Annotated in this window: 14 protein-coding genes; 12 read left to right on the top strand and 2 right to left on the bottom strand. The window is 65.3% G+C overall.

The window, feature by feature from the left end:
- Nucleotides 1-283: 283 nt before the first annotated feature.
- Nucleotides 284-2,236: a SurA N-terminal domain-containing protein gene (locus Q4I12_RS04180; RefSeq protein WP_297159422.1), complete on the bottom strand. Its 1,953-nt coding sequence runs from the start codon at nt 2,234-2,236 to the stop codon at nt 284-286.
- 153 nt (nt 2,237-2,389) lie between these two features.
- Here Q4I12_RS04180 and larB point away from each other — a divergent pair, with 153 nt between their 5' ends.
- The 3 genes from larB to Q4I12_RS04195 all read left to right on the top strand — a co-directional run bounded on the left by larB (nt 2,390) and on the right by Q4I12_RS04195 (nt 6,715).
- Nucleotides 2,390-3,166: a nickel pincer cofactor biosynthesis protein LarB gene (larB, locus tag Q4I12_RS04185; RefSeq protein ID WP_168936008.1), complete on the top strand. Its 777-nt coding sequence runs from the start codon at nt 2,390-2,392 to the stop codon at nt 3,164-3,166.
- Nucleotides 3,167-3,501: 335 nt separating this feature from the next.
- A complete protein-coding gene (locus tag Q4I12_RS04190) occupies nt 3,502-3,891 on the top strand; it encodes a type III secretion system chaperone (protein WP_302260697.1) in 390 nt (129 codons plus the stop codon).
- A 283-nt stretch (nt 3,892-4,174) separates the two neighbouring features.
- A complete protein-coding gene (locus Q4I12_RS04195) occupies nt 4,175-6,715 on the top strand; it encodes an amino acid adenylation domain-containing protein (RefSeq protein ID WP_302260698.1) in 2,541 nt (846 codons plus the stop codon).
- 282 nt (nt 6,716-6,997) lie between these two features.
- Here Q4I12_RS04195 and Q4I12_RS04200 read toward each other — a convergent pair whose 3' ends face one another.
- The gene (locus Q4I12_RS04200; protein ID WP_302260699.1) at nt 6,998-8,449 is read right to left on the bottom strand and encodes a M23 family metallopeptidase; all 1,452 of its coding nucleotides are present in this window, start codon (nt 8,447-8,449) and stop codon (nt 6,998-7,000) included.
- 281 nt (nt 8,450-8,730) lie between these two features.
- On the opposite strand from Q4I12_RS04200, the gene Q4I12_RS04205 reads away from it, so the two are divergent.
- The 9 genes from Q4I12_RS04205 (at nt 8,731) to aspS (ending at nt 23,149) form a co-directional block, all read left to right on the top strand.
- Nucleotides 8,731-9,966: an MFS transporter gene (locus Q4I12_RS04205; protein ID WP_302260700.1), complete on the top strand. Its 1,236-nt coding sequence runs from the start codon at nt 8,731-8,733 to the stop codon at nt 9,964-9,966.
- Nucleotides 9,967-10,253: 287 nt separating this feature from the next.
- Entirely contained in the window at nt 10,254-11,618 is a 1,365-nt protein-coding gene (locus tag Q4I12_RS04210) for a DnaA/Hda family protein (RefSeq protein ID WP_302260701.1), read from the top strand.
- A 102-nt stretch (nt 11,619-11,720) separates the two neighbouring features.
- Nucleotides 11,721-12,875 (top strand): DNA polymerase III subunit beta, encoded by a 1,155-nt coding sequence (dnaN, locus tag Q4I12_RS04215; protein ID WP_168936014.1) that lies wholly within the window; start codon nt 11,721-11,723, stop codon nt 12,873-12,875.
- Nucleotides 12,875-15,274, top strand: coding sequence for a DNA topoisomerase (ATP-hydrolyzing) subunit B (gene gyrB / locus Q4I12_RS04220; protein WP_300645597.1), 2,400 nt, complete (start codon nt 12,875-12,877; stop codon nt 15,272-15,274). Before dnaN ends, gyrB begins: the two co-directional genes overlap by 1 nt.
- Nucleotides 15,275-15,292: 18 nt before the next feature.
- Complete coding sequence (locus Q4I12_RS04225; RefSeq protein ID WP_168936016.1) at nt 15,293-15,604, top strand: hypothetical protein; 312 nt, start codon at nt 15,293-15,295, stop codon at nt 15,602-15,604.
- Nucleotides 15,605-15,708: 104 nt separating this feature from the next.
- Nucleotides 15,709-18,264 carry a DNA gyrase subunit A gene (gene gyrA / locus Q4I12_RS04230; RefSeq protein ID WP_204674512.1) on the top strand — a complete coding sequence of 852 codons (2,556 nt, stop codon included), beginning with the start codon at nt 15,709-15,711 and terminating at the stop codon, nt 18,262-18,264.
- Nucleotides 18,265-18,596: 332 nt separating this feature from the next.
- Complete coding sequence (gene purF / locus Q4I12_RS04235) at nt 18,597-20,006, top strand: amidophosphoribosyltransferase (protein ID WP_168936018.1); 1,410 nt, start codon at nt 18,597-18,599, stop codon at nt 20,004-20,006.
- Nucleotides 20,007-20,021: 15 nt separating this feature from the next.
- The gene (gene hisS / locus Q4I12_RS04240; RefSeq protein WP_168936019.1) at nt 20,022-21,293 is read left to right on the top strand and encodes a histidine--tRNA ligase; all 1,272 of its coding nucleotides are present in this window, start codon (nt 20,022-20,024) and stop codon (nt 21,291-21,293) included.
- Nucleotides 21,293-23,149, top strand: a complete 1,857-nt coding sequence (gene aspS, locus Q4I12_RS04245) for an aspartate--tRNA ligase (RefSeq protein WP_168936020.1) — start codon at nt 21,293-21,295, stop codon at nt 23,147-23,149. Before hisS ends, aspS begins: the two co-directional genes overlap by 1 nt.
- Nucleotides 23,150-23,159 lie beyond the last annotated feature (10 nt).

Here is a 23,159-nt window from a genome sequence, read left to right on the forward strand (position 1 = left end):
CCCGGCAAGTGCCCCTCAGGAGGGGACGCCGGGAGGGCGGAGACCCGCCCCTTGCATCCCCGGAAAAAGCGTGCTTTTCCCATCCATATGGCCGCCTGGAGACATCTGGTCTGCCTTTCTGTTCCCGCAAGCTAAAAGCCAACCGTCCGCGAGTAGTTATGGTCCCGTGACTTCGGGTCATGCCCGGCAATGTCATACAATAAAAAAGAGGCTGCCCTTGCGGGCAGCCTTTAATAAGCGGGTTTTGGGGGAGGAGGGTTTCCTCCCCCAGCCTTTATCTTTCCTAGATACCGGCGCTTTCCAGCACGCGGCTGTTGTAGACTTCGATCTTGGCCTTCTGCTCCAGCATGCGCATGAAAGTCTGGTACATGCCTTCCACGCGCTTGCGCTGCACCAGCTCGGTGAGCAGGTTCTCCATGCCGGCCCAGCCGTCGGACTTGGGCTGTTCCACGGCGGTCACACGGCAGAGCAGGGCACCGCACTTGCTGCTGTCTTCCTGCTCGTACACGCTGAAGGCCTGGTCGATCCAGGTCTGCGGCGCGGCGCGGAAGATGACCTGGTTCATGGCCGGGTTGGGCACGAAGCCGGCCAGGGCGCCGTCGCGGGTCAGGTCGGCGCTCTGCACGCGGGCGGCGTCTTCAGCGGGCAGCGCGCCGTCGGTCATGGCCTTGCGGATGGCAGTGGCCTTTTCCATGGCGGCCTGCAGGGACTTTTCCGCCACCAGGGCCTTCATGACGCGGTCGCGGGCCTGGTCCAGGCTGGGCGTGGTGGACGGCTCGGAGGTGAGCACCCGCACCACCAGGTAACGGTCACCGGCTTCCAGGGCCGTGTCCACAGGGGAGTTGGCCGGGGCCTTCATCAGGCTGGCCGCCATCTCGTCGCTGATGCCCAGGATCTTCTGCAGTTCGGCCTGGCCCACCAGACCGGTACGTTCGGCCTTGAGCAGGGGCTGTTCCTTGCCGTCGGCATCCTTGTAGCTGCCGGCGCGGGCCGCGCTTTCCTGCAGGGGACGGTTGTTGATGTTGTCACCGATCAGGCTGTCCAGCACGTCGTTGACCTTTTCCACGCCTTCCTGCTTGGCCAGGGTGGCGCGCACTTCGGCTTCCACCTCGGCAAAGGGCTGCACGCTGGCGTCCTTGCGCTCTTCCATCTTGATGATGTGCAGGCCGAACTGGCTGCGCACGGGCTCGGAGATCTGGCCGGGCTGCAGGGCCCAGGCGGCATCTTCGAAAGGCTTCACGGTCTGGCCGCGCTGGATCCAGCCCAGCTCACCGCCGGGGCCGGCGGCATTGGGGCCGTTGTTGGCATTGGCCACGGCGGCAAAGTCGCCCTTTTCCGCCTCGCTGCGGATGCGGACGGCCTTTTCCATGGCCTGCTTCACGGCCGCTTCGGGAGCGTTCTCCGCCAGGGGCACCAGGATGTGGGCCACCTTGACCTGCTCGGGCTGGCGGAAGCGCTGCTTGTTGGCTTCATACCACTTGAGGGCGGCCTCGGCGCTCACGCTCTCGGGGCGCACCAGACCTTCGGGGGCCACGGCCACATATTCCACTTCCACGCGGGGCTGGCTGGCCAGCTCGGCCTTGTGGGCCTCGTACCAGGCGTTGAGCTCTTCCTCGGTGGGCTTCACCGAAGCGGCAAAATCGGCAGCGGGCAGGTACAGGTACTCCACCGTGCGCTGCTGGGTGAGGAAATCATAGTACTTGCGGGCTTCGTCACCGGCGGCCCAGGCGCTGCCGGCCACGGTGCGCATCACCTTGTCACGCAGGATGCTGTCCGCCAGGCCCTGTTCGTATTCGGCCACGCTCATGCGCTGGGCTTCGATGTTGCGCTTGTAGGCCTCGGGATCGAACTTGCCCTGGGCGTCCTGGAACGCGGGCAGCTTGGAGACCACATAATGCATCTCTTCAGGGCTCACGGTCATCCCCACGCGGGCGGCTTCCTGACGGATCAGCTGGGCGCTGATGAGCTCGTTGAGCACCTGACGGCCCAGCTTCTGCTGCACCAGGGCCTCACGGGTCAGGGAGGGATCGTTGCGCATGGCGTATTCGGCGGCCCGCTGATAGGCCTGCTCGAACTGCTGGGCCGTGATGGCCTCACCGTTGACCTTGGCCACCACATTGCTGGAACCGCCGTCGGTCAGGCTGCCGACGCCCCAGAACATGAAGACGAGGATGATGATGGCGAAGGCTACCTTGACGCCAAAGGACTGGGCATTGGAACGGATATAATCAAGCATGGGCACTCCGAAAAAAGGCACGGAATTTATTGCCCGCAAAGATTCGGGCAACGGACAACTATAGGGGCATTCCGGCAGAAACTCAAGAAGAGCGCGGGAACCGGCCCTCCATCCGCTGCTGACAAGCGATGTCCTTTGCCCTATATGCAGGGGATGGATCATACAGCTATCGAAAGCCTGCTGCAGGCCGTGGCCCGGGGGGACATCCCGCCGGAACAGGCCCTGCGGCATCTGGGAGACGCCACTGCGGCCGACAGCCTGCAGGGCCTGCATCTGGATCATGAACGCGCCCTGCGTACCGGCCTGGGCGAGGTCGTCTTCGCCCAGGGCAAGACCGACGGGGCCCTGGTGGGGGCCGTGCGCGGCCTCAGCCTTCGCGGCGCCCCCGTGCTGGTCAGCCGCGCTTCGGAAGCGCAGGGGGCCCTGTTGCAACGCGAATTCCCCGCAGGACGCTACTGGGCGCAATGCCGTCTTTTCTGTCTGGGCGGTGAAGGCCGGGAAGTGCCGGAGCTGGGCCCGCCGTGGCCCGAAAGGGGCGAGATCATGGTGGTCACGGCCGGAGCGGCCGACATCCCCGTGGGCGCCGAAGCCTACGGAGCGCTGCGCTTCTGGGGCCACGACTGCGGCTTCCTCACCGATGTGGGCGTGGCCGGGCTGCACCGCCTTGCCCCGCACATCCGGGATCTGCGCGCCGCCCGCCTCATCATCGCCGTGGCCGGCATGGAAGGCGCCCTGCCCGGCGTGCTGGCCGGGCTGGTGCCCTGCCCGGTGCTGGCCGTCCCCACGTCCGTGGGCTACGGCGTGGGCGCGGGCGGCATGGCCGCCCTCCACAGCATGCTCTGCTCCTGCGTGCCCGGCCTGGCCGTCCTCAATATAGACAACGGTTTCGGCGCCGCGGCCTTCGCAGCCAAACTGCTGCGCCATGCCTGATGCGCACACAGATGTGCACAACAAGCGCAACTATCTGTTTTTAAACGATAATTTTTTAAATTCCGCGCTCTCCGAAAAGAGGGCACCCCCGTATCCCGGGACGGCCCGCAAGGCCGTCCCGGCCGGGCCGCCAACGGCGTTCACGCCAGCGGACGGCCATGACAGCATTTTTCCCACCCCTTTTTCCTCTCTCCTGCGCAGGACGTCCCGAAACACAGCCATGACACGGGCACTGTCCCTGCCGGGAGTGCTGGCACTGTTGATGCATCTGCCCGTACAGACATCACGGACAGGCCGGGCAGGCATCCTTCACATCTTCAACGACCGGAGCAACTATGATACCGCACCAGATGCTGGACGCGCTTTCACGCCAGACCGGGGCCGCCCTGGCATTCAACGGGGACGGTCTGTGCCGCCTGCGCTTCGACGGCCGCTTCATCGTGGACCTTGAAGTCACGGACGACGAGGACGCCATCTATCTGTATGCCCGCCTGGGGACGCTCCCTGCCGGTGAGCAGGGCAGGGAACTGATGGCCCGGATGATGCGGGCCCATTGCCTGGGCCGGGAGAGCGGCAACACGCTTTTCGGCCTGGACGGTGAGGAGATCATGGCCTTTGCCCGCGTGGCGGCGGCCGAAGCCGGGGAAGGGACGCTCTTCACCGCGCTGGAAGATTTTCTGGATGTCCTGGCCCACTGGGCCGATGTGATGCAACAGGGCCGCTAGACGGGAAGGCCCCGCTGCCTGCTGCCGTCTTCCGGCACCATATACCGGGGCGATTTTGGCCGGAGCTCCGCGTCCGGGAGACCTATCTCAGCGGTGACAGCGCCGCAAAGGAACTGTGCGGAACTCCTTGGCCCTGCAGAGCCCCGCACCGGCCCCGTGCCGCACAGGCGACCACAGGGCATCACCGCCGCGGGGAATCCCACGCCCGCCTGCCCGGTCGCGACAGCCGGAGAAGGCCGCCACGCCGCCGCTCACAACCATATTCATAATGAAGGGGGACGCCATGCCAGGACCAGTGCAGGCAACGCAGACACGCTACATCAGTCTCGATACGGATTTCGGCTATGACGCCCTGGGCGGCATGGGCCGCCTTGGCAGGCACAGCATGGAAGTACTGGAGCCGGGCACACGGCAGACCGACCGCATCCCGGGCCCGCCCAAAACGGTGGGGCGCTGGTTCGCCAAGCTGCTGGACAGCCTCACCCCGGCAAGCTGGCGTGCCCAGGGCAAGTTCCGTCGCGGGCTGGAAGACTTCAGCGCCCAGACGGGCAGGATACTGGGCCATCTGCGCAATGCCGCTGCCGGTGCGCCCGACGATCCCCAGCGCCGTGCGGATCTGGAATCGGCCCTGCGGGAGCTGGCCGGACTGCGGCAGGCGGCGCGCCCCATGACCAGCCGGGGCGCGGACTATGCCGAACTGCTCCAGACCCGTGTGCGCCGCAACATGGCCATCCTGCGCGAGGAAGCCCCGCAACGGGCCGTGGAGTTGCGGCAGCTGCAGACGAGCGGCCTGCTGGATGCCGTCATCGCCGACCTCGATGACGGGCAGGCGGACATGGCCGCCGACCTGGCCCTGATCCGGGATGCCCTGCACACCGGCGCGGACGACATGGCCGCCCGGGTGGAGGCTCGGGCCACCGACCTGGGAACGGCTTCCGCCGCACCGGTCGATGACACGCCCCCCGAAACGGCCCCGCACCCCTATCGTTCCCGTTTCAGCCCCGCCGCCCTGCGGGACTTCTTCCTGGGCCGCATCACCTTCAGGGAAGAAGCCCGGCAGGCCTTGCAGGAACGCCAGGCCACCCTGGCCCGTTTCACGGGCGAGGCCCGGGACACCCTGCAAGCGGCCCTGGAAGCCGTGGACGCCGTGCTGCAGGACAGGCTGACGGCTGATGCGGACAGTTTTGCCCACGTCCAGCATCAGGTGGACGAAAAGATGCGCCGGGCCATCCACTGCGCCCTGGACGATGTCTGCGGGCTGGCCCTGCGCCATCTGGATACGCCGGAGAGCCTGGGGCAGGAAGGGCAGGACTTCCGCCGCATCGACGCGGACTTCGTCCGGCAGGAGCTGGCCGCCCTCGAACGCGGCGACCGGCCCGCGAGCGGGGACAGCACCCCGGCGGACACGGTTCGCCCCGATGCGGACCCGTTCCGGCAGGGCATCCGGCAGGCACGCCGGCAGATACGGGACATCTCCCGCCTGTACGGCCAGCTGACGGAAGGTCTGGGCGAACTGGCGCAGCGGGACAGCCGCTGCCGGGCCTGCCTGCTGCTGCACGAGCTGGCCGAAAGCGACCTGCCCCCGGACATGGACCGTCAGGAATGGGGCCGGGCCTGCGACACGCTCATCGAGGCCCTGCGCTCTCCCGCCACGGATGCCTGGGCCGTCAGGGACGCTCTGTCCGTCATCGACCGGAGGACAGGAGATGCCCGGATGCCGGAAGACGTGCGCCGACGCTTCCAGGAAGGGCGGGCCGATCTGCTGCGCCACCTCGAACCGGCCATGGACCGCCCCGTCTTCCAGCTTGCCGGGACCGACCAGGCCGAGAGCCGCCTGGATGCCCTTGAGCAGGCGCGCGCCCTGCATCAGGTGGTGGGCCACGCGGGAGCGCTGTTGCAGCGCGCCCGGCTGCCGCAGGCGGACAGCATCATCTCCCAGGGGCTCCAGATCAGCCGTCTGGCCCTGCGCCTGCGTACCAACGGCCCGCGCGAGCCGGAACACCGGCAGCAGGCCATCACGGAACTGCGCACGTCCGTCGCCCGTTTCATGGCCAACCTGACCCTGGCCCGGATGCAGACGGAGAACCCCACCGTACACAGCGCCCAGCCCGAAGCGCGCGGACTGGATACCGACGGCGCCCGGGAGGGCCTCGACCTGATCCGGCAGAGCGTGGAACGCATCCTTGGCGGTCTGCAGGATCAGGAAGGCGGCGTGGTGGCACGCGCGGCCCTGCAGGACGGCCTGAGGCTGCTGGAAAAGGGCAGGGACGCGGCCGTGGCCTGCGGCAGGCTCCTCGACAACGCCATCCGCAAGGAGACCGGCGTGGCGGAACAGCTGGCCGTCTGCCTGGAATCCGGCCGCGACGATGCCGCCACGGCCCTGCACGGCCTGCTGGAAGGCAGCCGCTGGACCAAGGGCAAGCACGGCGAGGCAAAGGCGGCCATCAATGCCTTTCTGGCAGCCCTGCGCCCCGTGCAGGAAAGCCGGGGGCAAAGCCGGCTGCTGCGCTTCCTCGCCAACCGCCTGTCCGGTGCCTTCACCCCGCACGATGTCTACATGGGCTTCGACGGCAGCATCCACATGCTCATCAATACGGACAGGCAGGGCCTTGGCGGCAGCCGGAAGCTCCAGGGCACCCGCTGGATCACCCTGCCGCCGCCGGACCAGCTCCGGCCGGGCGTCTCCACCGGCGTGCACCGCCTGGACCAGCTGCTGGACGCCGGGGACAACCGCACCACCTTCTACCCGCAGCTCCACCAGCTGCTGACGCGCTATTTCTCCGGCATCCCCTATGATCTCAGCCTTCCCGGAGACGGGCAGTAATCACGTGAAACAGTCCCGGGGGAAGACTTCCTCCCCCGGGCTTCCGCAACAGTTGCGGCTACGGCCCCCTGCTTCAGCAAAAGCCCCTCCACAGGGGCTTTTGCTTTTCAGGAGCGGGACAGGCCCCCTCGGAGAAAGTGCATTTGGAGGGGGATGGAGGGCTTGGGGGGAGGCAACTCCTTTGGGCACTGGTCAAAGGGGGGACTTTCCCCCAAAAAACGAACGCCCCGTGCATGGCACGGGGCGTTCCCATTGGCGTACTGCCCAAAAACATCATGACCGCTACTTGGCGGAAGGCTCCACATCATCCACGGGCACGATGCTGTCCACATCATATTCCAGCAGCGAGGTCTGGCCCAGCAGCAGGGCGCGTTCCTTTTCCACGGTCTTGCGGAAGCGGTCCATGGAGGCCTTGCGCACGCTCTCGCCGCGCGGGTTGATGGCCTTGGCCGGATTGACGAACTTGCCGTTCTGCCGCAGGCGGAAATCCAGATGCGGCCCGGAAGAAAGGCCCGTGCTGCCCACGAAGCCGATGACCTGGCCCTGGCGCACGCGCTGACCGTTGCGCAGGCCGCGGGCATAGCCGGACAGATGGGAATACATGGATTCCAGCCCGGCCGAATGCTTGATGATGACCTGGTTGCCGTAGCCTCCGGCCCAGCTGCGCCGGGTGACCACGCCGTCACCCACGGCCTTGACCGGCGTACCGGTGGGCGCGCCGTAGTCCACGCCCAGATGCGGACGGCTGTAGCCGAGGATGGGATGCTTGCGGTTGTGCGAGAAGCGGGACGTCACGCGGGTGAAGGCCAGCGGCGCCTGCAACAGGGTCTTGCGCAGGTTCTCGCCCTTGGCGTTGTAATGCTGCGGCCGGTTCTTGCCGTCGCGGAACAGATAGGCCTCGTAGGTGGTGCCCGTGTTGGTGAAATGGGCGGCCAGCACGCGGCCATAGCCCTTGTATTCGCCGTCGCGGTAGCGTTTTTCCACCAGCACCTTGAAACTGTCGCCGGGTTGCAGGTCGCGGATGAAGTTGATCTCCGAGCCGAACAGACTGCCCAGGGTCAGGGCCAGCTGCGGGCTTTCGCCGATGTCGGCCACGGCCTGGAAGAGATTGTCGTCGATGGTGGCTTCCACCTGGGCGAGGGTGGTCACATATTCGATGGGCTCCACGCGGGCCACGGGCTCTTCCGCTCCTTCCACCACCAGACGGCGGCTGGCGTCGATCTCGTACTCGAATCGCTTGAGCTGGCCGGAAGCGGGGTCAACCACAATGGTGTAGGGCTGGCCGGTACGGAAGGCCCGCATGGAAAAGACCTGCCGGGCGGCGCTCACATAAGGATGGGATCCGGAAGAGGTGTTGCCCTCGATGATCTTGCTGACGGTATCGCCCTTTTCCACCGTGCCGTGCACCACGGCCTCGCCGTTGATGATCTCGGCCCCTTCGGGCAGGGGCACCGCGGGCTGGGCATCCTGGTCCGTCTCTGCCTCTGCGGCAGTGGCAGCAGTTTCGGGAGCGGCAGGGGCTTTTTCCTGCCCGGCGTCTTCCGTCCCGGTCGCGGGGGCCGTTGCCTCCCCGTCGCGGGCCGGGGCCTCGGCGGCCTGTTCCGTCACGGCCTGGCCGGGAGCCGTATCTGTATCCTCTGAGCTCCAGGGCAGGTGGGCTATGCCCAGCTGTCCGGCCAGCAGGCCAAGGAGGATCACGAGGACGAAAAAGACTGCAAGTCCTGTTTTCTTCATGCGGTACACTCCAAACAGTATGGCATATAGCCTGCGCGCCCGTCAGTTGTCCAGCAAGATGCCCGCCGTCCCCTCCGGACGGGGAACACGGCGCGCACCATGCCCTTCCTGAGGGGTGTTCCTTGTGTCAACATGTGCGTAAATATCATAACATACTGAAAATAAAGATAATAATAAAAACATCCCCTCTTGATTTTCTTGCGCCTGCCGTATAGATGTTGCTCACGCAACAAACAATCATCATCGCAGCAGCGTCACAGGACGCTTTCGTGGGGTTTTCCGTGTCTTTGCATCTTTCCTACAAAAAATGGCTGTTCTTCGTCCTTTCCTCAGCCTATCTGGTGGTCTTCATCCAGAACGTGGCCATCACCGTGGTCACCCCCGACGTCATGCAGGACCTCGGGCTCTCCTCCGGTGACATGGGCCTGCTGGGTTCCGTCTACCTGTATGCCTATGCCCTTACCCAGGTCTTTTCCGGCATCCTCTCCACCCGTTTCGGCCCGCGCCGCCTGCTGAGCTGCCAGTTCTTGGTGGCGGCCCTGGGCGGCTTCCTTTTCGCCACGGCCCACAGTCTGCCCATGGCCGTGGCCGGGCGTCTGCTCAACGGTCTGGGCATGGCCGGGGTCATGTCCTCTTCCTTCACCCTGTTCAGCCGCTGGTTCGCGCCCGAGACCTTCTCCCGGCTCTGCACCCTGTTCTTCATCGCGGGCGGCATGGGCGGCCTGCTGGCCACAACCCCGCTTTCCCTGGCCAACCACTGGGTGGGCTGGCGGCTGGTCTTCCTTGCGCTTTCCGTGCTGACCTGTTCCCTGACCGTCATCATCTATACCGTGGTGCGGGACTGGCCGCCCCATCTGGCGGCCACCTGCAGCGGCATCCGTCTGGCCGACGTGCTGCGTGACGTGGCCGCCATGGCCAAGCAGTCCGACTTCTGGAAGATGGTCGTCTGGTACCTGACCCTGCCGTCGCAGTATTTCGTGTTCCACGGGCTCTGGGGCGCTGTCTACATGGGCGGGACCTTCGGCCTTTCGCCCAGCCTCATCGGCAATATCCTGGCCATGGGCGCCGTGGGCTTCATCGCCGGGACGCCGCTTTTGACCTGGATCAGCGAAAAGCGCCTCAAGTCCCGGCGCAAGGCCATGGTCCTGGCCAGCCTGCTGGCCTGCGTCTCCGGCGCGGCCCTGAGCCTGGGCAGCGCCGGCCTGAGCGTGCCCCTGCTGTTCGTGGTCTCCCTGGGCCTGGGCATCGCGGCCAACGGCCCCTGCCCCGTAGGCTATGCCACCGGCCGGGAACGCTTCGGCAACCGCATGGTGGGCAGCCTGAGCGGCATCCTGGCCTCCTCGGTGTTCGTGGGCGGGGCCCTGCTCCAGCTGATCTCCGGGGCGCTGCTTTCCTTTGCCCAGCAGGCGGGCCTTTCCCAGCCCTGGACATGGGCCTTTGCCCCGCTGGCTCTCCTGGCTGCCGTCAGTGCCCTGGCCGCCTGGCTCCTGCCTGAGACGTTCGTTGATAAAAAATAATAAAAACAATATGTTAATAGAGATACGCACAAAAGTGTCATAAGTGACACAGTTAAGGATCCGGCCCCCGGCAGTCCGTACAGGCAGGCTGCTGGGGGCTTTTGTTTTGCGCTGCCGTATCCCCCCACACAGAAAAAGGCAAAAAGGCTCACCGTCCAAATGCAAGCCTTCCTGACCCATCCGCCGCGCCTGAGAACGAGACGCGGACTTGTTTAGCGGACGTTTTTATGCTATAAAAACATCTTTGCGACGACCGGAAGAAGGTCCCGGATCGCAAGGGGCCGCTCATGACAAATGCACATGTTTCCCTTCAGGATTTTCGCCACCGCCTGCGCCGGCATCTGCTCGGCGGCATCCCCGGTGGCCCGGATGGCGGAGGAGCGCCCTGGCTGGATGGTCTGGTCATGGAATACCTCCCGTCCGGCAATGTGTTGCGGATCACCTTTCCCCATATCTACTTCGCCCGCTGGTTCGCGCCGCACAAAACGGATTTTTCGGCAGCCGTGAAGGCCGCCTGGCCGGACGCCGACGCCCCCCGGCTGGAATATGTCCTGCCCGGGCGGTGCCTGCCCCGGGGCCCGGCGCCGCAAGTGGCCCCGGCCCGCATCCCGGACGCCCTCTTTTTCCATGCCGACGGCAGCAGGGACAAGATGCCGCTGCCGGGCGGCGCCCGCAATGCCTTCCCCCTGGCCATGGCCAGGGCCGTCGCCCTGCGGGAGCCCGGGCACAGCCCCTTCCTGCTCCACGGCGAAAAAGGCACGGGCAAGAGCCATCTGCTGCAGCACATGGCCGCGTCCCTCGCCCGGCAGGGCCTGCGCGTCATCCTGGCCCCGGCGGCCCGTTTTTTTCAGCACTGTCCTCTGGAGGAACAGACGGCCCCCCTGTTCTGGCAACAGGCCGAGGCCCTGTTCCTGGACGATATCCAGACCCTGGGCGGACAGCCCCGTTCCCAGCGCCTGCTGGCGGCCCTGCTGGCGCATCGCCCCGAAAAGGCCCCGGTGGTCCTCGCCCTGGAGGGCGGCCCCGATGCCCTCGGAGCGTGGGAACCCAGCCCCGCCGCCAGCGTCCGGCAACTGTTCTCCGCCGAACTGACCCCGCCGGACATGGAAGCCCGCATGCGTTACCTGCAGCAATGCTGCCGGGAGAACGCCCTGGACCTGCCCCGCGAACATCTGCGCCTCATGGCGCGGCGCGCGGCCCATTTCCACGGCCTGCGTTCTCTGCTGCTCCGGGTCAAGTCCGCCTGGGAAGATGATGCCGCCCGGCATCCCAGCCTGGACGATCTGGAACGTCTGGCCCGTACGGGACCGGTGCAGGCCTGCCATGCCGGCCACGAACAGATCCTGGCCGAGGCCGCACGCTGCTGCGATGCCGCCCCCGCCGACATCACGGGCACGGGACGCCACGCGCGGCTGGTCATGGCCCGGCAGGCCGCCATGTACGTCTGCCGTCGCCATCTGGGCCTCTCCTATCCCGAACTGGGCCGGGCCTTTGGCGGACGCGACCACAGTACCGTCATCCATGCGGTTAAAAAGATTGGAAAAATGCTGGAAAGTAACAAAGATGTGCAACACCTTGTCGCCAGACTGGAGAAATGCGCACATCAGGAACAGCCGGACAGCTCCCCCACGGACGAAGTGTTCGGGGCGTAGACGGGCAGTGCTTAAAGGGATAGTAAAAATTTCAAGTAAAAACAGCCTGTTGCATATGTTCCGCACAAAAGCACAGGCATCAATTATTACAAGGATTCTTTTATGAAACTTTCTGTTAATAAAGAACAGATCATCGAAGGCCTGCAGAAAGCGGCAGCCATCATCCCTGCCAAAGCAGGAGCCGCCTACCTGCGTTCCATCTGGTTGAAGGCCGAGAAGGGCAGCCTGTCCATCATGGCTACGGACGCCAATATCGAATTCACCGGCCGTTATCCTGCCGAAGTGAAGCAGCCCGGCCTCATCGGTGTGCAGGGCCGCGCTTTCGTGGATCTGGTGCGCCAGCTGCCTGCGGGCGTGCTCCAGCTCACGCTGGACGAGAGCACCGGCAACCTGCTGCTGGAACAGGGCCGCCGCACGTACAAGCTGCCTGTGAGCGGGGCCGAGTGGTTCCAGAACTTTTCCGAATTCCCGGCCGAGTCCCCGGTGACCTGGTCGGGCGACTTCCTGCAGGACGTGCTGGATCGTGTGGTCTTCTGCATCAGCGACGACGACGCCACCGACGCCATCACCTGCCTGTACATGAAGCCTTGCGGCAACGGCCGTATCGACGTCTGCGGCCTCAACGGCCACCAGTTCGCCCTGGTCTCCTTCACCCATGACGATCTGGCCGCCCGTCTGCCCGAAGAGGGCGTGCTCATCCAGAAGAAGTACCTGCAGGACATGAAGAAGTGGCTGGGCGTGGACGAGATCGAGCTCAACATCACCGACAAGCGCCTGTACCTGCGTACCCTGGACGGTGCCGAGAGCCTGTCCGTGCCGCGTGCCGGTCATGACTATCCCGACTACACGGTGTTCATGAGCCGTCTGGAAGGCGACGGCGTGAGCCTGCTCACCGTCAACCGCAAGGAAGCCATCGAGGCCCTGGGCCGCATCCAGATCTTCAACACCGACAGCGACCGCTGCGCCTATCTCGACCTGGGCGACAACGAAGTGCGCCTCTCCGCCCAGGGGCAGGACACCGGTTCGGCCAACGAGAGCCTGGAAGTGACCTACCGCGGCGACATCAGCCGCATCGCCTTCCCCACCCGCAACCTCATGGACGTGCTGGGCCACTTCAGTTCGCCCAGCGTGGACATGATCCTGACCGGCGCCGAGGGCCCCTGCGGCATCCGCGGTTCCGAAGACAACGAGTACACGGTCATCATCATGCCCATGAAGATTTCCGAATCCACCTATTATAGCGAGGAAGATGTTTAATGGCTCCTGACATGGCCTCCAGCTACGACGCCTCATCCATTACCATTCTCGAAGGGTTGTCCGCGGTGCGCAAGCGCCCGGCCATGTACATCGGTTCCACCGACGTGCGCGGCCTGCACCATCTGGTGTACGAAGTGGTGGACAACTCCATCGACGAGGCCATGGCCGGCTTCTGCACCCGCATCACCGTCATCCTGCACGCCGACAACAGCGTCACCGTGCGCGACGACGGCCGCGGCATCCCCGTGGACATCCATCCCAAGGAAGGCGTGCCCGCGGTGCAGGTGGTCATGACCAAACTGCACGCCGGCGGCAAGTTCGACAACAACAGCTACAAGGTCTCCGGCGGCCTGCACGGCGTGGGCGTGTCCTGCGTCAACGCCCTGTCCGAGTGGCTGACGGTCACGGTGCGCCGTGACGGCAAGCGCTACCGCCAGCACTATTCCCGCGGCGTGCCGCAGGACCAGCTGACGGTCATCGGCGAGGCCGACGGCCACGGCACCACGGTGCGCTTCCAGCCCGACGAGCAGATCTTCGAGGTGCTGGAATTCTCCTACGACACCCTCAAGAAGCGTTTCGAGGAGCTGGCCTACCTCAACAAGGGCCTGTACATCGAGTGCATCGACGAGCGCACCAGCGAGACCCACGTCTTCCACGCCGAGGGCGGCATCCGCCAGTTCGTGAGCGACCTCAACTCCGGCCAGCAGGGCATCCACCCCATCATCATGGCCGAAGGCGTGGTGGACAATGTGGCCATCGACTTTGCCCTCCAGTACAACGCCGGCTACAAGGAGACCATCCTCACCTTCGCCAACAACATCCATACCAAGGAAGGCGGCACGCATCTGGTGGGCTTCCGTACGGCGCTCACCCGCGCCATCAACGGCTATGTGAAGAACCAGCCCGACCTGACCAAGAAGTTCAAGGGCACGGCCCTGTCGGGCGACGACGTGCGCGAGGGCCTTACGGCCGTCATCAGCGTCAAGCTGCCCCAGCCCCAGTTCGAAGGCCAGACCAAGACCAAGCTCGGCAACAGCGAAGTGGCCGGCATGGTGGCCGGCATGGTCTATGACAGGCTCACGGTCTACTTTGAGGAGAACCCCAAGGACATCCGCCTGATCATCGACAAGGCCGTGGACGCCGCCCGCGCCCGCGACGCCGCCCGCCGCGCCAAGGAACTGGTGCGCCGCAAGGGCGCGCTCTCGGACAATTCCCTGCCCGGCAAGCTGGCCGACTGCCAGAGCAAGGACCCCGCGGAATCCGAACTGTTCATCGTGGAAGGTGACTCCGCAGGCGGCTCCGCCAAGCAGGGCCGCAACCCGCGCAACCAGGCCATCCTGCCCCTGCGCGGCAAGATCCTGAACACCGAGCGCACCCGCTTCGACAAGATGCTGGCCAACAAGGAAGTGAAGGCCCTCATCACGGCCATGGGCGCGGGCATCGGCGAAGAGGACACCGACCTCGACAAGCTGCGCTACCACAAGATCATCATCATGACGGACGCCGACGTGGACGGCGCCCACATCCGCACCCTGCTGCTGACCTTCTTCTTCCGGCAGTATCAGGAGATGGTGGAGAAGGGCTACGTCTACATCGCGCAGCCGCCCCTGTACCGTGTGCACAACGCGCGCATGGAAAAGTTCATCAAGGACGACGCCGAGCTCAACGAGTTCCTGCTCAACCGCGTGAGCGAGGACGTGACCGTGGTGGCCGCCAACGGGCGGGAATACACGGGCAGCGACCTGATCCGCCTCATGGAGACCATCGAGAAGATCGAGCTGCGCGTGGCCGATGCCGAGAGCACCGGCATGCCGCGTCCCCTGTTCCTGGCCCTGGCCACCTATCCCCGCGCCGTGGACCGCGAGCTGCTGGAAGCCCGCGATGCCGACTTCCTGGCCTGGCTGGAGAAGCACGAATACGCCCTGAGCCTGGAACGGGAACACAGCGAGGACGAGGACGAAGGCCGCGTGTTCGCCGTGTTCGAGAACACGGGCAGCCACCACACCCGCCGGGGCATGGAGTTCTTTGCCTCCCGCCTGTACCGGCAGACCTGGCAGCTGTTCAACGACCTGCGCGAGCAGTGCGGCGAGCTGAGCTTCAGCCTGCGCCGCAAGGACAGCAGCAGCCAGGCCGGCGACGTGTTCGACCTGATGCAGATGACCCTGGACGAGGCCCGCAAGGGCATCAACATCCAGCGCTACAAGGGTCTTGGTGAAATGAACCCCGAACAGCTCTGGGTGACCACCATGAACCCCGAGAACCGCGTGCTGCTGCAGGTCTCGGTGGAGGACGCCAACGAGGCTTCGGACGCCTTCGAGGAACTCATGGGCGACCGGGTGGAGCCCCGCCGCGAGTTCATCGAACGCAACGCCCTGAGCGTGCAGGATCTGGACATCTAGCTGCCGGAGGGACGACGCATGCAGGATACCGGCAAGGAAAAGAAGAGCTGCTTCGGCTGCTCCGTCATCGCCGTCTGCGGCTGGCTGGTCTGCGCGGCCATGTGCCTGTGGCTGACCATCTCGCTGGAAGGCTACCCCAAGGCCTACAGCCTGGCCTATCCGGCAGCCATGGCGGTGCTGTTCAGCAACATCTTCGTCTTCATCTTCACCAGCTCCCGCTGCGCGGGGGACGTGCGCCGTCTCCTGCCCGCCGTGATCCGTGTCTGCTTCGGTGAGGGGACCATGCTGCTGCTGGTCTGGCTCTGGGGCAGGTACTGGCTGGCTGCCTGAGGACGTTTCCCGGCGGGGCCGCCCGGCGGCTCCCCCGGTACGACATCCTTTGAGAAAGAACACGGGACCCGCTCCCGACCTGATATTTTACCTGCGAGGCAAACGTGTCTGAACAGAACAGCGGCATACAGCAGCCGCAAGTCAGCATTGAGAAGGAACTCCGCAAGTCCTATCTGGAGTATTCCCTTTCGGTCATCATCGGGCGCGCCATCCCCGACGCGCGCGACGGCCTCAAGCCCGTGCACCGGCGCATCATGTACGCCCAGTACGAGCTGGCCAACAGTTACAACCGTCCGCACAAGAAATCGGCGCGCATCGTCGGTGACGTCATCGGTAAGTATCACCCCCACGGCGACAGCGCCGTGTACGATGCCCTGGTGCGTCTGGCCCAGGATTTCTCCATGCGCGATCCGCTGGTGGACGGGCAGGGCAATTTCGGTTCCATCGACGGCGACGCCGCGGCCGCCATGCGTTACACGGAAGTGCGCATGTCGCGTCTGGCCAGCGAGTTCCTGGCCGACATCGACAAGGAGACCGTGGACTTCCGGCCCAACTACGACAACACCCTGCAGGAGCCCTCGGTGCTGCCCACCAAGGTGCCCAACCTGCTGCTCAACGGTTCGTCGGGCATCGCCGTGGGCATGGCCACCAACATCCCGCCCCACAACCTGGGCGAGCTGTGCGACGCCCTGCAGATGCTGCTGGACGATCCCCAGTGCACCATCTCGGACCTCATGGAAGTGGTCAAGGGCCCGGACTTCCCCACGCGCGGCTTCGTCTACGCGGGCAAGGGCCTGTCCGATGCCTACCACACCGGTCGCGGCACCGTGAAAGTGCGCGGCCGTCTGGAAGTGGAAGAACGCAAGAAGGGCCTGCAGGCCATCGTCATCCGCGAGATCCCCTTCGGCCTCAACAAGTCCTCGCTGGTGGAGAAGATCGCCGGTCTGGTCAATGACCACAAGATCGACGGCATCTCCGACCTGCGCGACGAATCCGACCGCAAGGGCATCCGCGTGGTCATCGACCTGAAGCGCGGCACCATCCCGGACATCGTCATCAACAGCCTGTACAAGTACACGCCGCTGGAGACCAGTTTCGGCATCAACATGCTGGCCGTTGTGGACAACCGTCCCGTGCTGCTCAACCTCAAGACGGCCCTGTCCTGCTTTGTGGACCACCGTCGCGAGGTGGTCATCCGCCGCACCCGCTACGACCTGCAGAAGGCCGAGGCCCGCGCCCACATCCTGGAAGGTCTGCGCATCGCCATCGACCACATCGACGAAGTGGTGGCCCTGATCCGCGCCTCCGCCAGCCCGGACGAGGCCCGCGCCGGCCTCATGCAGCGTTTCGAGCTCACCGAGGTGCAGGCCCGCGCCATCCTGGACATGCGCCTGCAGCGCCTGACCGGCCTGCAGCGTGAAGAGCTCATGGCCGAATACCGCGAACTGCTGGAAAAGATCGAGTTCTTCAAGTCCGTGCTGGAGAACCCCGAAGTGCTGCGCTCCGAGCTCAAGCGCGAGATCCGCGAGATCCGCGAGACCTTCGCCACGCCGCGCCGTACCGAGGTGCTCACCGACGCCCTGGGCGGCATCGACATCGAGGACCTCATCCCCGACGAGGAAGTGGTCATCACCCTGTCGCGCCGCGGCTACATGAAGCGCACCAGCCTGGAGAACTACCAGCAGCAGAAGCGCGGCGGCAAGGGCATCGCGGCCCTGCATACCTCCGATGACGACTATGTGCAGGAGTTTTTGACCACCACCAACCACCAGTACCTGTGCCTGTTCACCAACAAGGGCCGCATGCACCAGCTCAAGGTGCATCAGGTGCCCGAGGGCAGCCGCACGGCCAAGGGCGTGCACATCAACAACCTGCTGCCCCTGGAAGAAGGGGAGTGGGTCACCACGGTGCTGGCCGTGCGCGAGTTCGCCGAGGACAAGTACTTCCTCTTCGTGACCAAGCGCGGCATGGTCAAGCGTTCCTCGGCCTCGCTCTACGCGCGCTGCCGCAAGAGCGGCCTCATGGCCGTGGGCCTGCGCGAGGACGACGAGCTGGTGGTGGTGCGGCCCATCCGTGAGGACAGCCACATCGTGCTGGCCACGGCCGACGGCTACTCCATCCGCTTCGCCTGCAAGGACGTGCGTCCCATGGGCCGCGTGGCCACGGGCGTCAAGGGCATCGCCCTGCGCCGTCAGGACGTGGTGGTGGCCGGCGTCATCCTCAAGGAGAACGACCAGACCACGGAGATCATGTCCATTTCCGCCAACGGCTTCGGCAAGCGCACCCGCGTGGACCTCTACCGCCTGCAGTCGCGCGGCGGCAAGGGCATCATCAACTTCAAGGTCACGTCCAAGACCGGTCCCGTGGTGGGCGCCATGCCCGTGCGTGACAACGACGGCCTCATCATGCTGACCTCGGCCAACAAGGTGGTGCGCATCGGCGTGGAAGACGTGCGCAGCAAGGGCCGGGCCACCATGGGCGTCATGCTGGTGCGCCTGGACGAAGGCGCGCATGTGGTGGGCTTCGACCGCGTGGACGAAGGCGGCCAGACCGGCAGCCGCATGGACGACCTGGAGGACGATGACGACGCGCCCGAAAGCGCGGCGGCACCTCTGGAGAGCGCTCCGGCGGAAGCGGGAGCCGATGACGGCAACGAATAGATACGCGGCGCGGCGCCCCTGGGGACGCCGCGCCCTTTGGTTCCGGTCCCCGGCAGCTGCCGGGCCGGACCCGGGCAGGCACGGGACCGGGGAGACCCGGCCGTGCATCCCTTCTTTCCCTGTCCGGGGCAGAGCAGGAGTCAGGGGAGGAACGGCGCGGGCGCGGACTTGCATTGCGCGGCCCGCCGTTATATGACACGCCCTTTGTACCGCCGTGCGCTGGTCGGCCGCCTTGCCTGCAAGGCGGGCCCCGGAGCGGTGAGAGGGAAGACGGTCCCGCCGCAGGGCGGAGGAGACAACAACGCATTTTGCGCTGGCAGTGAGGAAACGCTATGATTCGCCACGAGTGTGGTCTTTTGGGTATCTACGGTCATGAGGAAGCGGCGCGACTGACCTATTTCGGTCTGTACGCCCAGCAGCATCGCGGACAGGAAAGCGCGGGCATCGTCACCATCGACGAGAAAGGCCTGCTGCACGAGCACAAAGGCATGGGCCTGGTGCCCGATGTCTTCGCCGAAGCCAACCTGCAGGCCCTGCCGGGCACCATCTCTCTGGGCCATGTGCGTTACTCCACCACGGGCCGTTCCGCGGCGCGCAACGCCCAGCCCTTCGTGGCCCACTACAAGGGGCTGGACATCGCCATCGCCCACAACGGCAACCTGGTGAACACCATGGAGCTGCGCGAGGAGCTGGAGAACGACGGCGCCATCTTCAGCACCACCAACGATACCGAAGTTTTCATGCACCTCATCGTGCGCGCCCTGCGCGAGCATGACCTGGTGGACGCCATCCGCGAAGCCTGTGCCCGCGTGCGCGGCGCCTACTGCCTGCTGGTCTACGCCGGCGGCACCATGGTGGCCGTGCGCGACCCCCACGGTTTCCATCCCCTGGCCCTGGGCCGTCTGGACGGCGCGCCGGTGCTGGCCTCCGAGACCTGTGCCTTCGACCTGCTGGAAGCCGACTACGAGCGTCCCATCCAGCCCGGCGAGATGCTGATCATGGACGGCAAGGGCGAACACAGCGAACAGCTGCGCGGCCCCCTGCCGGAACGTCCCCGCCAGTGCATCTTTGAACTGGTCTACTTTGCCCGCCCCGACTCCTTCGTCTTCGGCGAGCAGGTCTACCAGTGCCGCAAGCAGATGGGCTGGCAGCTGGCCCACGAGTCCACCCCCGACGTGGACTTCATCATGCCCTTCCCCGATTCCGGCGTCTATTCGGCCGTGGGCTTCGCCCAGTGCGCCGAGCTGCCCTATGAGCACGCCATGATCCGTAACCACTACGTGGGTCGTACCTTCATCCAGCCCACGCAGAGCATGCGCAACTTCGGCGTGCGCGTGAAGATCAACCCCGTGCGCTCCATGATCGAAGGCAAGAAGATCTGCATCGTGGACGACTCCATCGTGCGCGGCACCACCATGATCACCCGCGTCAAGAAGCTGCGCGAGCTGGGCGCCAAGGAAGTGCATATCCGCATCAGCTGCCCGCCGGTGAAGTTCCCCTGCTTCTACGGCATCGACTTCGCCTCGCGCGGCGAGCTCATCGCGGCCAAGTACAGCCTGCCCGAGATCACCAAGATGCTGGACGTGGATTCCCTGCATTACCTGAGCATCGACGGCCTGCTGCGCTCCGTCATGCAGTCCGACAGCTACTGCCTGGCCTGCTTCGACGGCAATTATCCCGTGCCCTGCCGCGAGTCGGGCAAACTCCGTCTGGAATGCGGCGGCTGCTGCGGCAGCCGTTAGTCCGAGGTTTTTCACATGGCTGTTATCGCTAATCGTATCAAGGGCTTCGCGGACATGTATCCGCCGCAGAGCTCGCTGTTCACCCGCATGGAGAATACCGCGCGCGAGATCTTCAGCCGTTACGGCTTCGTGGAGCTGCGCACCCCCGTGCTGGAATACACCGACCTGTTCAAGCGCTCCATCGGCGAAGAGACCGACGTGGTGCAGAAAGAGATGTTCACCTTCCCGGACCGCAAGGGCCGCATGATGACCATGCGCCCCGAAGCCACGGCCGGCGTCATGCGCGCCTATGTGGAAGATGCCCGCTACAGCCGCGAGTCCGTGAGCCGTCTGTTCACCACCGGCCCCATGTTCCGTTACGAGCGTCCCCAGAAGGGCCGCATGCGCCAGTTCCACCAGATCAACTGCGAATGCCTGGGCTCCCATAGCCCCTACGCCGACGCGGACCTGATCATCATGCTCACGCGCTTCCTCACCGCGCTGGGCCTCAAGGATCTGACGCTCAAGCTCAACTCCCTGGGCTGCGCCCACTGCCGCCCGCTGTTCAAGCAGGCCCTGGTGGACTATCTGCACCGCCAGGACTGCTGTGACCAGCTGTGCGAGGACTGCACCCGCCGTATGGAGACCAACCCCCTGCGCGTGCTGGACTGCAAGCAGGAAAAATGCCGCTGCGTCACCGACGAAGCGCCCCGCCTGCTGGACTACAACTGCCCCGAGTGCAAGGAACACTTCGACACCGTGCTGCGTCTGCTGGACGCCGCCGGGGTCAAGTACGAGATCGACCACCGTCTGGTGCGCGGTCTGGACTACTATTGCCGCACCACCTTCGAGGTGGTAAGCGGAAGCATCGGTGCGCAGGCCGCCGTGGCCGGTGGCGGCCGTTATGACGGCCTGGTCAAGAGCGTGGGCGGCCCCGACGTGCCCGGCGTGGGCTTTGCCTGCGGCATGGAACGCCTGGCCCTCATGCTCGGGGACGAAGAAGCCCCCCGCCCGGATTTCTATGCCGTGGCCATGGACGCGCAGAGCCGTGACCTGAGCTTCGGCCTGGTGCAGCGCCTGCGCGGCCTGGGCCTCAAGGGCGAGATGAATTTCAGCGATGCCGGTTTCAAGGGCCTGATGCGTCAGGCGGGCAAGTCCAATGCCCGTTTCTGCTGCATCATGGGCCCCGATGAAGCGGCCGCCGGCGCCGTGGTCGTCAAAGACATGGACAGCGGTGAGCAGCAGACCCTGTCCCTGGATGCCGCGGCGGACTTCCTTGCTGCCAATTCTGACAATGGGAAAAAATAATGACTGAACAGACGCAAAGCCTGGACGTGCAGCAGGAACACCAGAAGTTCATCGAAGACCTCGGCGACTGGACCCGCAGCCACACTTGCGGCCAGCTGACCCTGGACAACGATGGACAGACGGTCTGCCTCATGGGCTGGGTGCAATACCGCCGCGACCACGGCGGCCTCATCTTCGTGGACCTGCGTGACCGTGAAGGCCTGACCCAGGTCGTTTTCAGCCCCGATATCGCTCCCGCCGCGCACGAGAACGCGCACATCCTGCGTTCCGAGTACGTGCTGGCCATCAAGGGCGTGGTGCGTCCCCGTCCCGAGGGCATGACCAACCCCAATCTGGTCACCGGTGCCATCGAAGTGGTGGTGCATGAGTGGAAGCTGCTCAACACCTCCAAGACCCCGCCCTTCGCCATCGAAGAACGCTGCGACGCCGGTGAGAACCTGCGCCTGGCCTGGCGTTATCTGGACCTGCGCCGTCCGCGCATGCAGGCCAACCTGCGTCTGCGCCACAAGGTGGCCCAGGCCATCCGCCGCCAGCTGGACGACGACGGCTTCCTGGAAGTGGAGACCCCGGTGCTCACCAAGTCCACGCCCGAAGGCGCCCGCGACTTCCTGGTGCCCAGCCGTCTCAACCCCGGCCAGTTCTACGCCCTGCCGCAGTCGCCCCAGCTGTTCAAGCAGCTGCTCATGGTGGGCGGTTTCGACCGCTACTTCCAGATCGTGCGCTGCTTCCGTGACGAAGACCTGCGTGCCGACCGCCAGCCCGAATTCACCCAGGTGGATATCGAGATGAGCTTCGTGGACGAGGAAAAGGTCATGACCATGGCCGAAAACCTCATGGCCCGCGTGTTCCACGACGTCATGGGCATGGACATCCCCCGTCCCTTCCCGCGCATGAAGTATGAAGAAGCCATGCGCCGCTACGGTGTGGACAAGCCCGATACCCGCTTCGGTCTGGAGCTGGTGGACATCACCGACATCGTGCGCGGTTCCGGCTTCAAGCTCTTTGCCCAGGCCAAGCTGGTCAAGGCCATGAAGGTGCCCGGCGGCGAATCCATGACCCGCAAGGAGATCGACGCCTACACCGAGTTCGTCAAGATCTACGGCGCCATGGGCCTGGCCTGGATCAAGATCAAGGAAAACGAGTGGCAGTCGCCCATCGCCAAGTTCCTGTCCGAAGAAGAACGCGCCGGCATCCGTGAGGCCCTGGACCTCCAGGTGGGCGACATCGTCTTCTTCCAGGCCGGCGAGCCCGCCATGGTCAACGCCGCCCTGGGCAACCTGCGCGTGCACCTGGGCAACCAGCTGGGCCTGATCCCCGAGAACACCTTCAACTTCCTGTGGGTGACGGAATTCCCGCTGTTCGAATACAGCGAGGAAGAAAAGCGCTACGTGGCCTGCCACCATCCCTTCACCTCGCCCGCGCCCGGGCATCTGGAGATCATGAACAGCGACCCGGCCCGCGCCCTGGCCCGTGCCTACGACATGGTGCTCAACGGCAACGAAGTGGGCGGCGGTTCCATCCGCATCCACTCCGCCGAAGTGCAGCGCCACATGTTCCAGGCCCTGGGCTTCACGCCCGAGCAGGCCGAGGCCCAGTTCGGCTTCCTCATCCAGGCCCTGGAGCACGGTGCGCCGCCGCACGGTGGTCTGGCCTTTGGTCTGGACCGTCTGGTCATGCTGCTTTCCGGTGCGTCCAGCATCCGCGACGTCATCGCCTTCCCCAAGACCCAGAAGGCCACCTGCCTGATGACCGAGGCACCCTCCACGGTGTCCGCGCGTCAGCTGCGTGAACTGGGTCTGCGCCTGCGCGAGACCGACAAGGAAGCCGCCAAACCCGCCGAGAACGCCCAGGCCTAGCGGGAGGATG

It is taken from the genome of Desulfovibrio piger (assembly GCF_951793255.1).
Classification (GTDB): Bacteria; Desulfobacterota; Desulfovibrionia; order Desulfovibrionales; family Desulfovibrionaceae; genus Desulfovibrio.

Coding starts and splice junctions, on each gene's coding strand:
- Q4I12_RS04180 (WP_297159422.1), bottom strand. CDS start 2,236: ATGCTTGATTATATCCGTTCCAATGCCCAGTCCTTTGGCGTCAAGGTA.
- larB (WP_168936008.1), top strand. CDS start 2,390: ATGGATCATACAGCTATCGAAAGCCTGCTGCAGGCCGTGGCCCGGGGG.
- Q4I12_RS04190 (WP_302260697.1), top strand. CDS start 3,502: ATGATACCGCACCAGATGCTGGACGCGCTTTCACGCCAGACCGGGGCC.
- Q4I12_RS04195 (WP_302260698.1), top strand. CDS start 4,175: ATGCCAGGACCAGTGCAGGCAACGCAGACACGCTACATCAGTCTCGAT.
- Q4I12_RS04200 (WP_302260699.1), bottom strand. CDS start 8,449: ATGAAGAAAACAGGACTTGCAGTCTTTTTCGTCCTCGTGATCCTCCTT.
- Q4I12_RS04210 (WP_302260701.1), top strand. CDS start 10,254: ATGACAAATGCACATGTTTCCCTTCAGGATTTTCGCCACCGCCTGCGC.
- dnaN (WP_168936014.1), top strand. CDS start 11,721: ATGAAACTTTCTGTTAATAAAGAACAGATCATCGAAGGCCTGCAGAAA.
- gyrB (WP_300645597.1), top strand. CDS start 12,875: ATGGCTCCTGACATGGCCTCCAGCTACGACGCCTCATCCATTACCATT.
- Q4I12_RS04225 (WP_168936016.1), top strand. CDS start 15,293: ATGCAGGATACCGGCAAGGAAAAGAAGAGCTGCTTCGGCTGCTCCGTC.
- purF (WP_168936018.1), top strand. CDS start 18,597: ATGATTCGCCACGAGTGTGGTCTTTTGGGTATCTACGGTCATGAGGAA.
- hisS (WP_168936019.1), top strand. CDS start 20,022: ATGGCTGTTATCGCTAATCGTATCAAGGGCTTCGCGGACATGTATCCG.
- aspS (WP_168936020.1), top strand. CDS start 21,293: ATGACTGAACAGACGCAAAGCCTGGACGTGCAGCAGGAACACCAGAAG.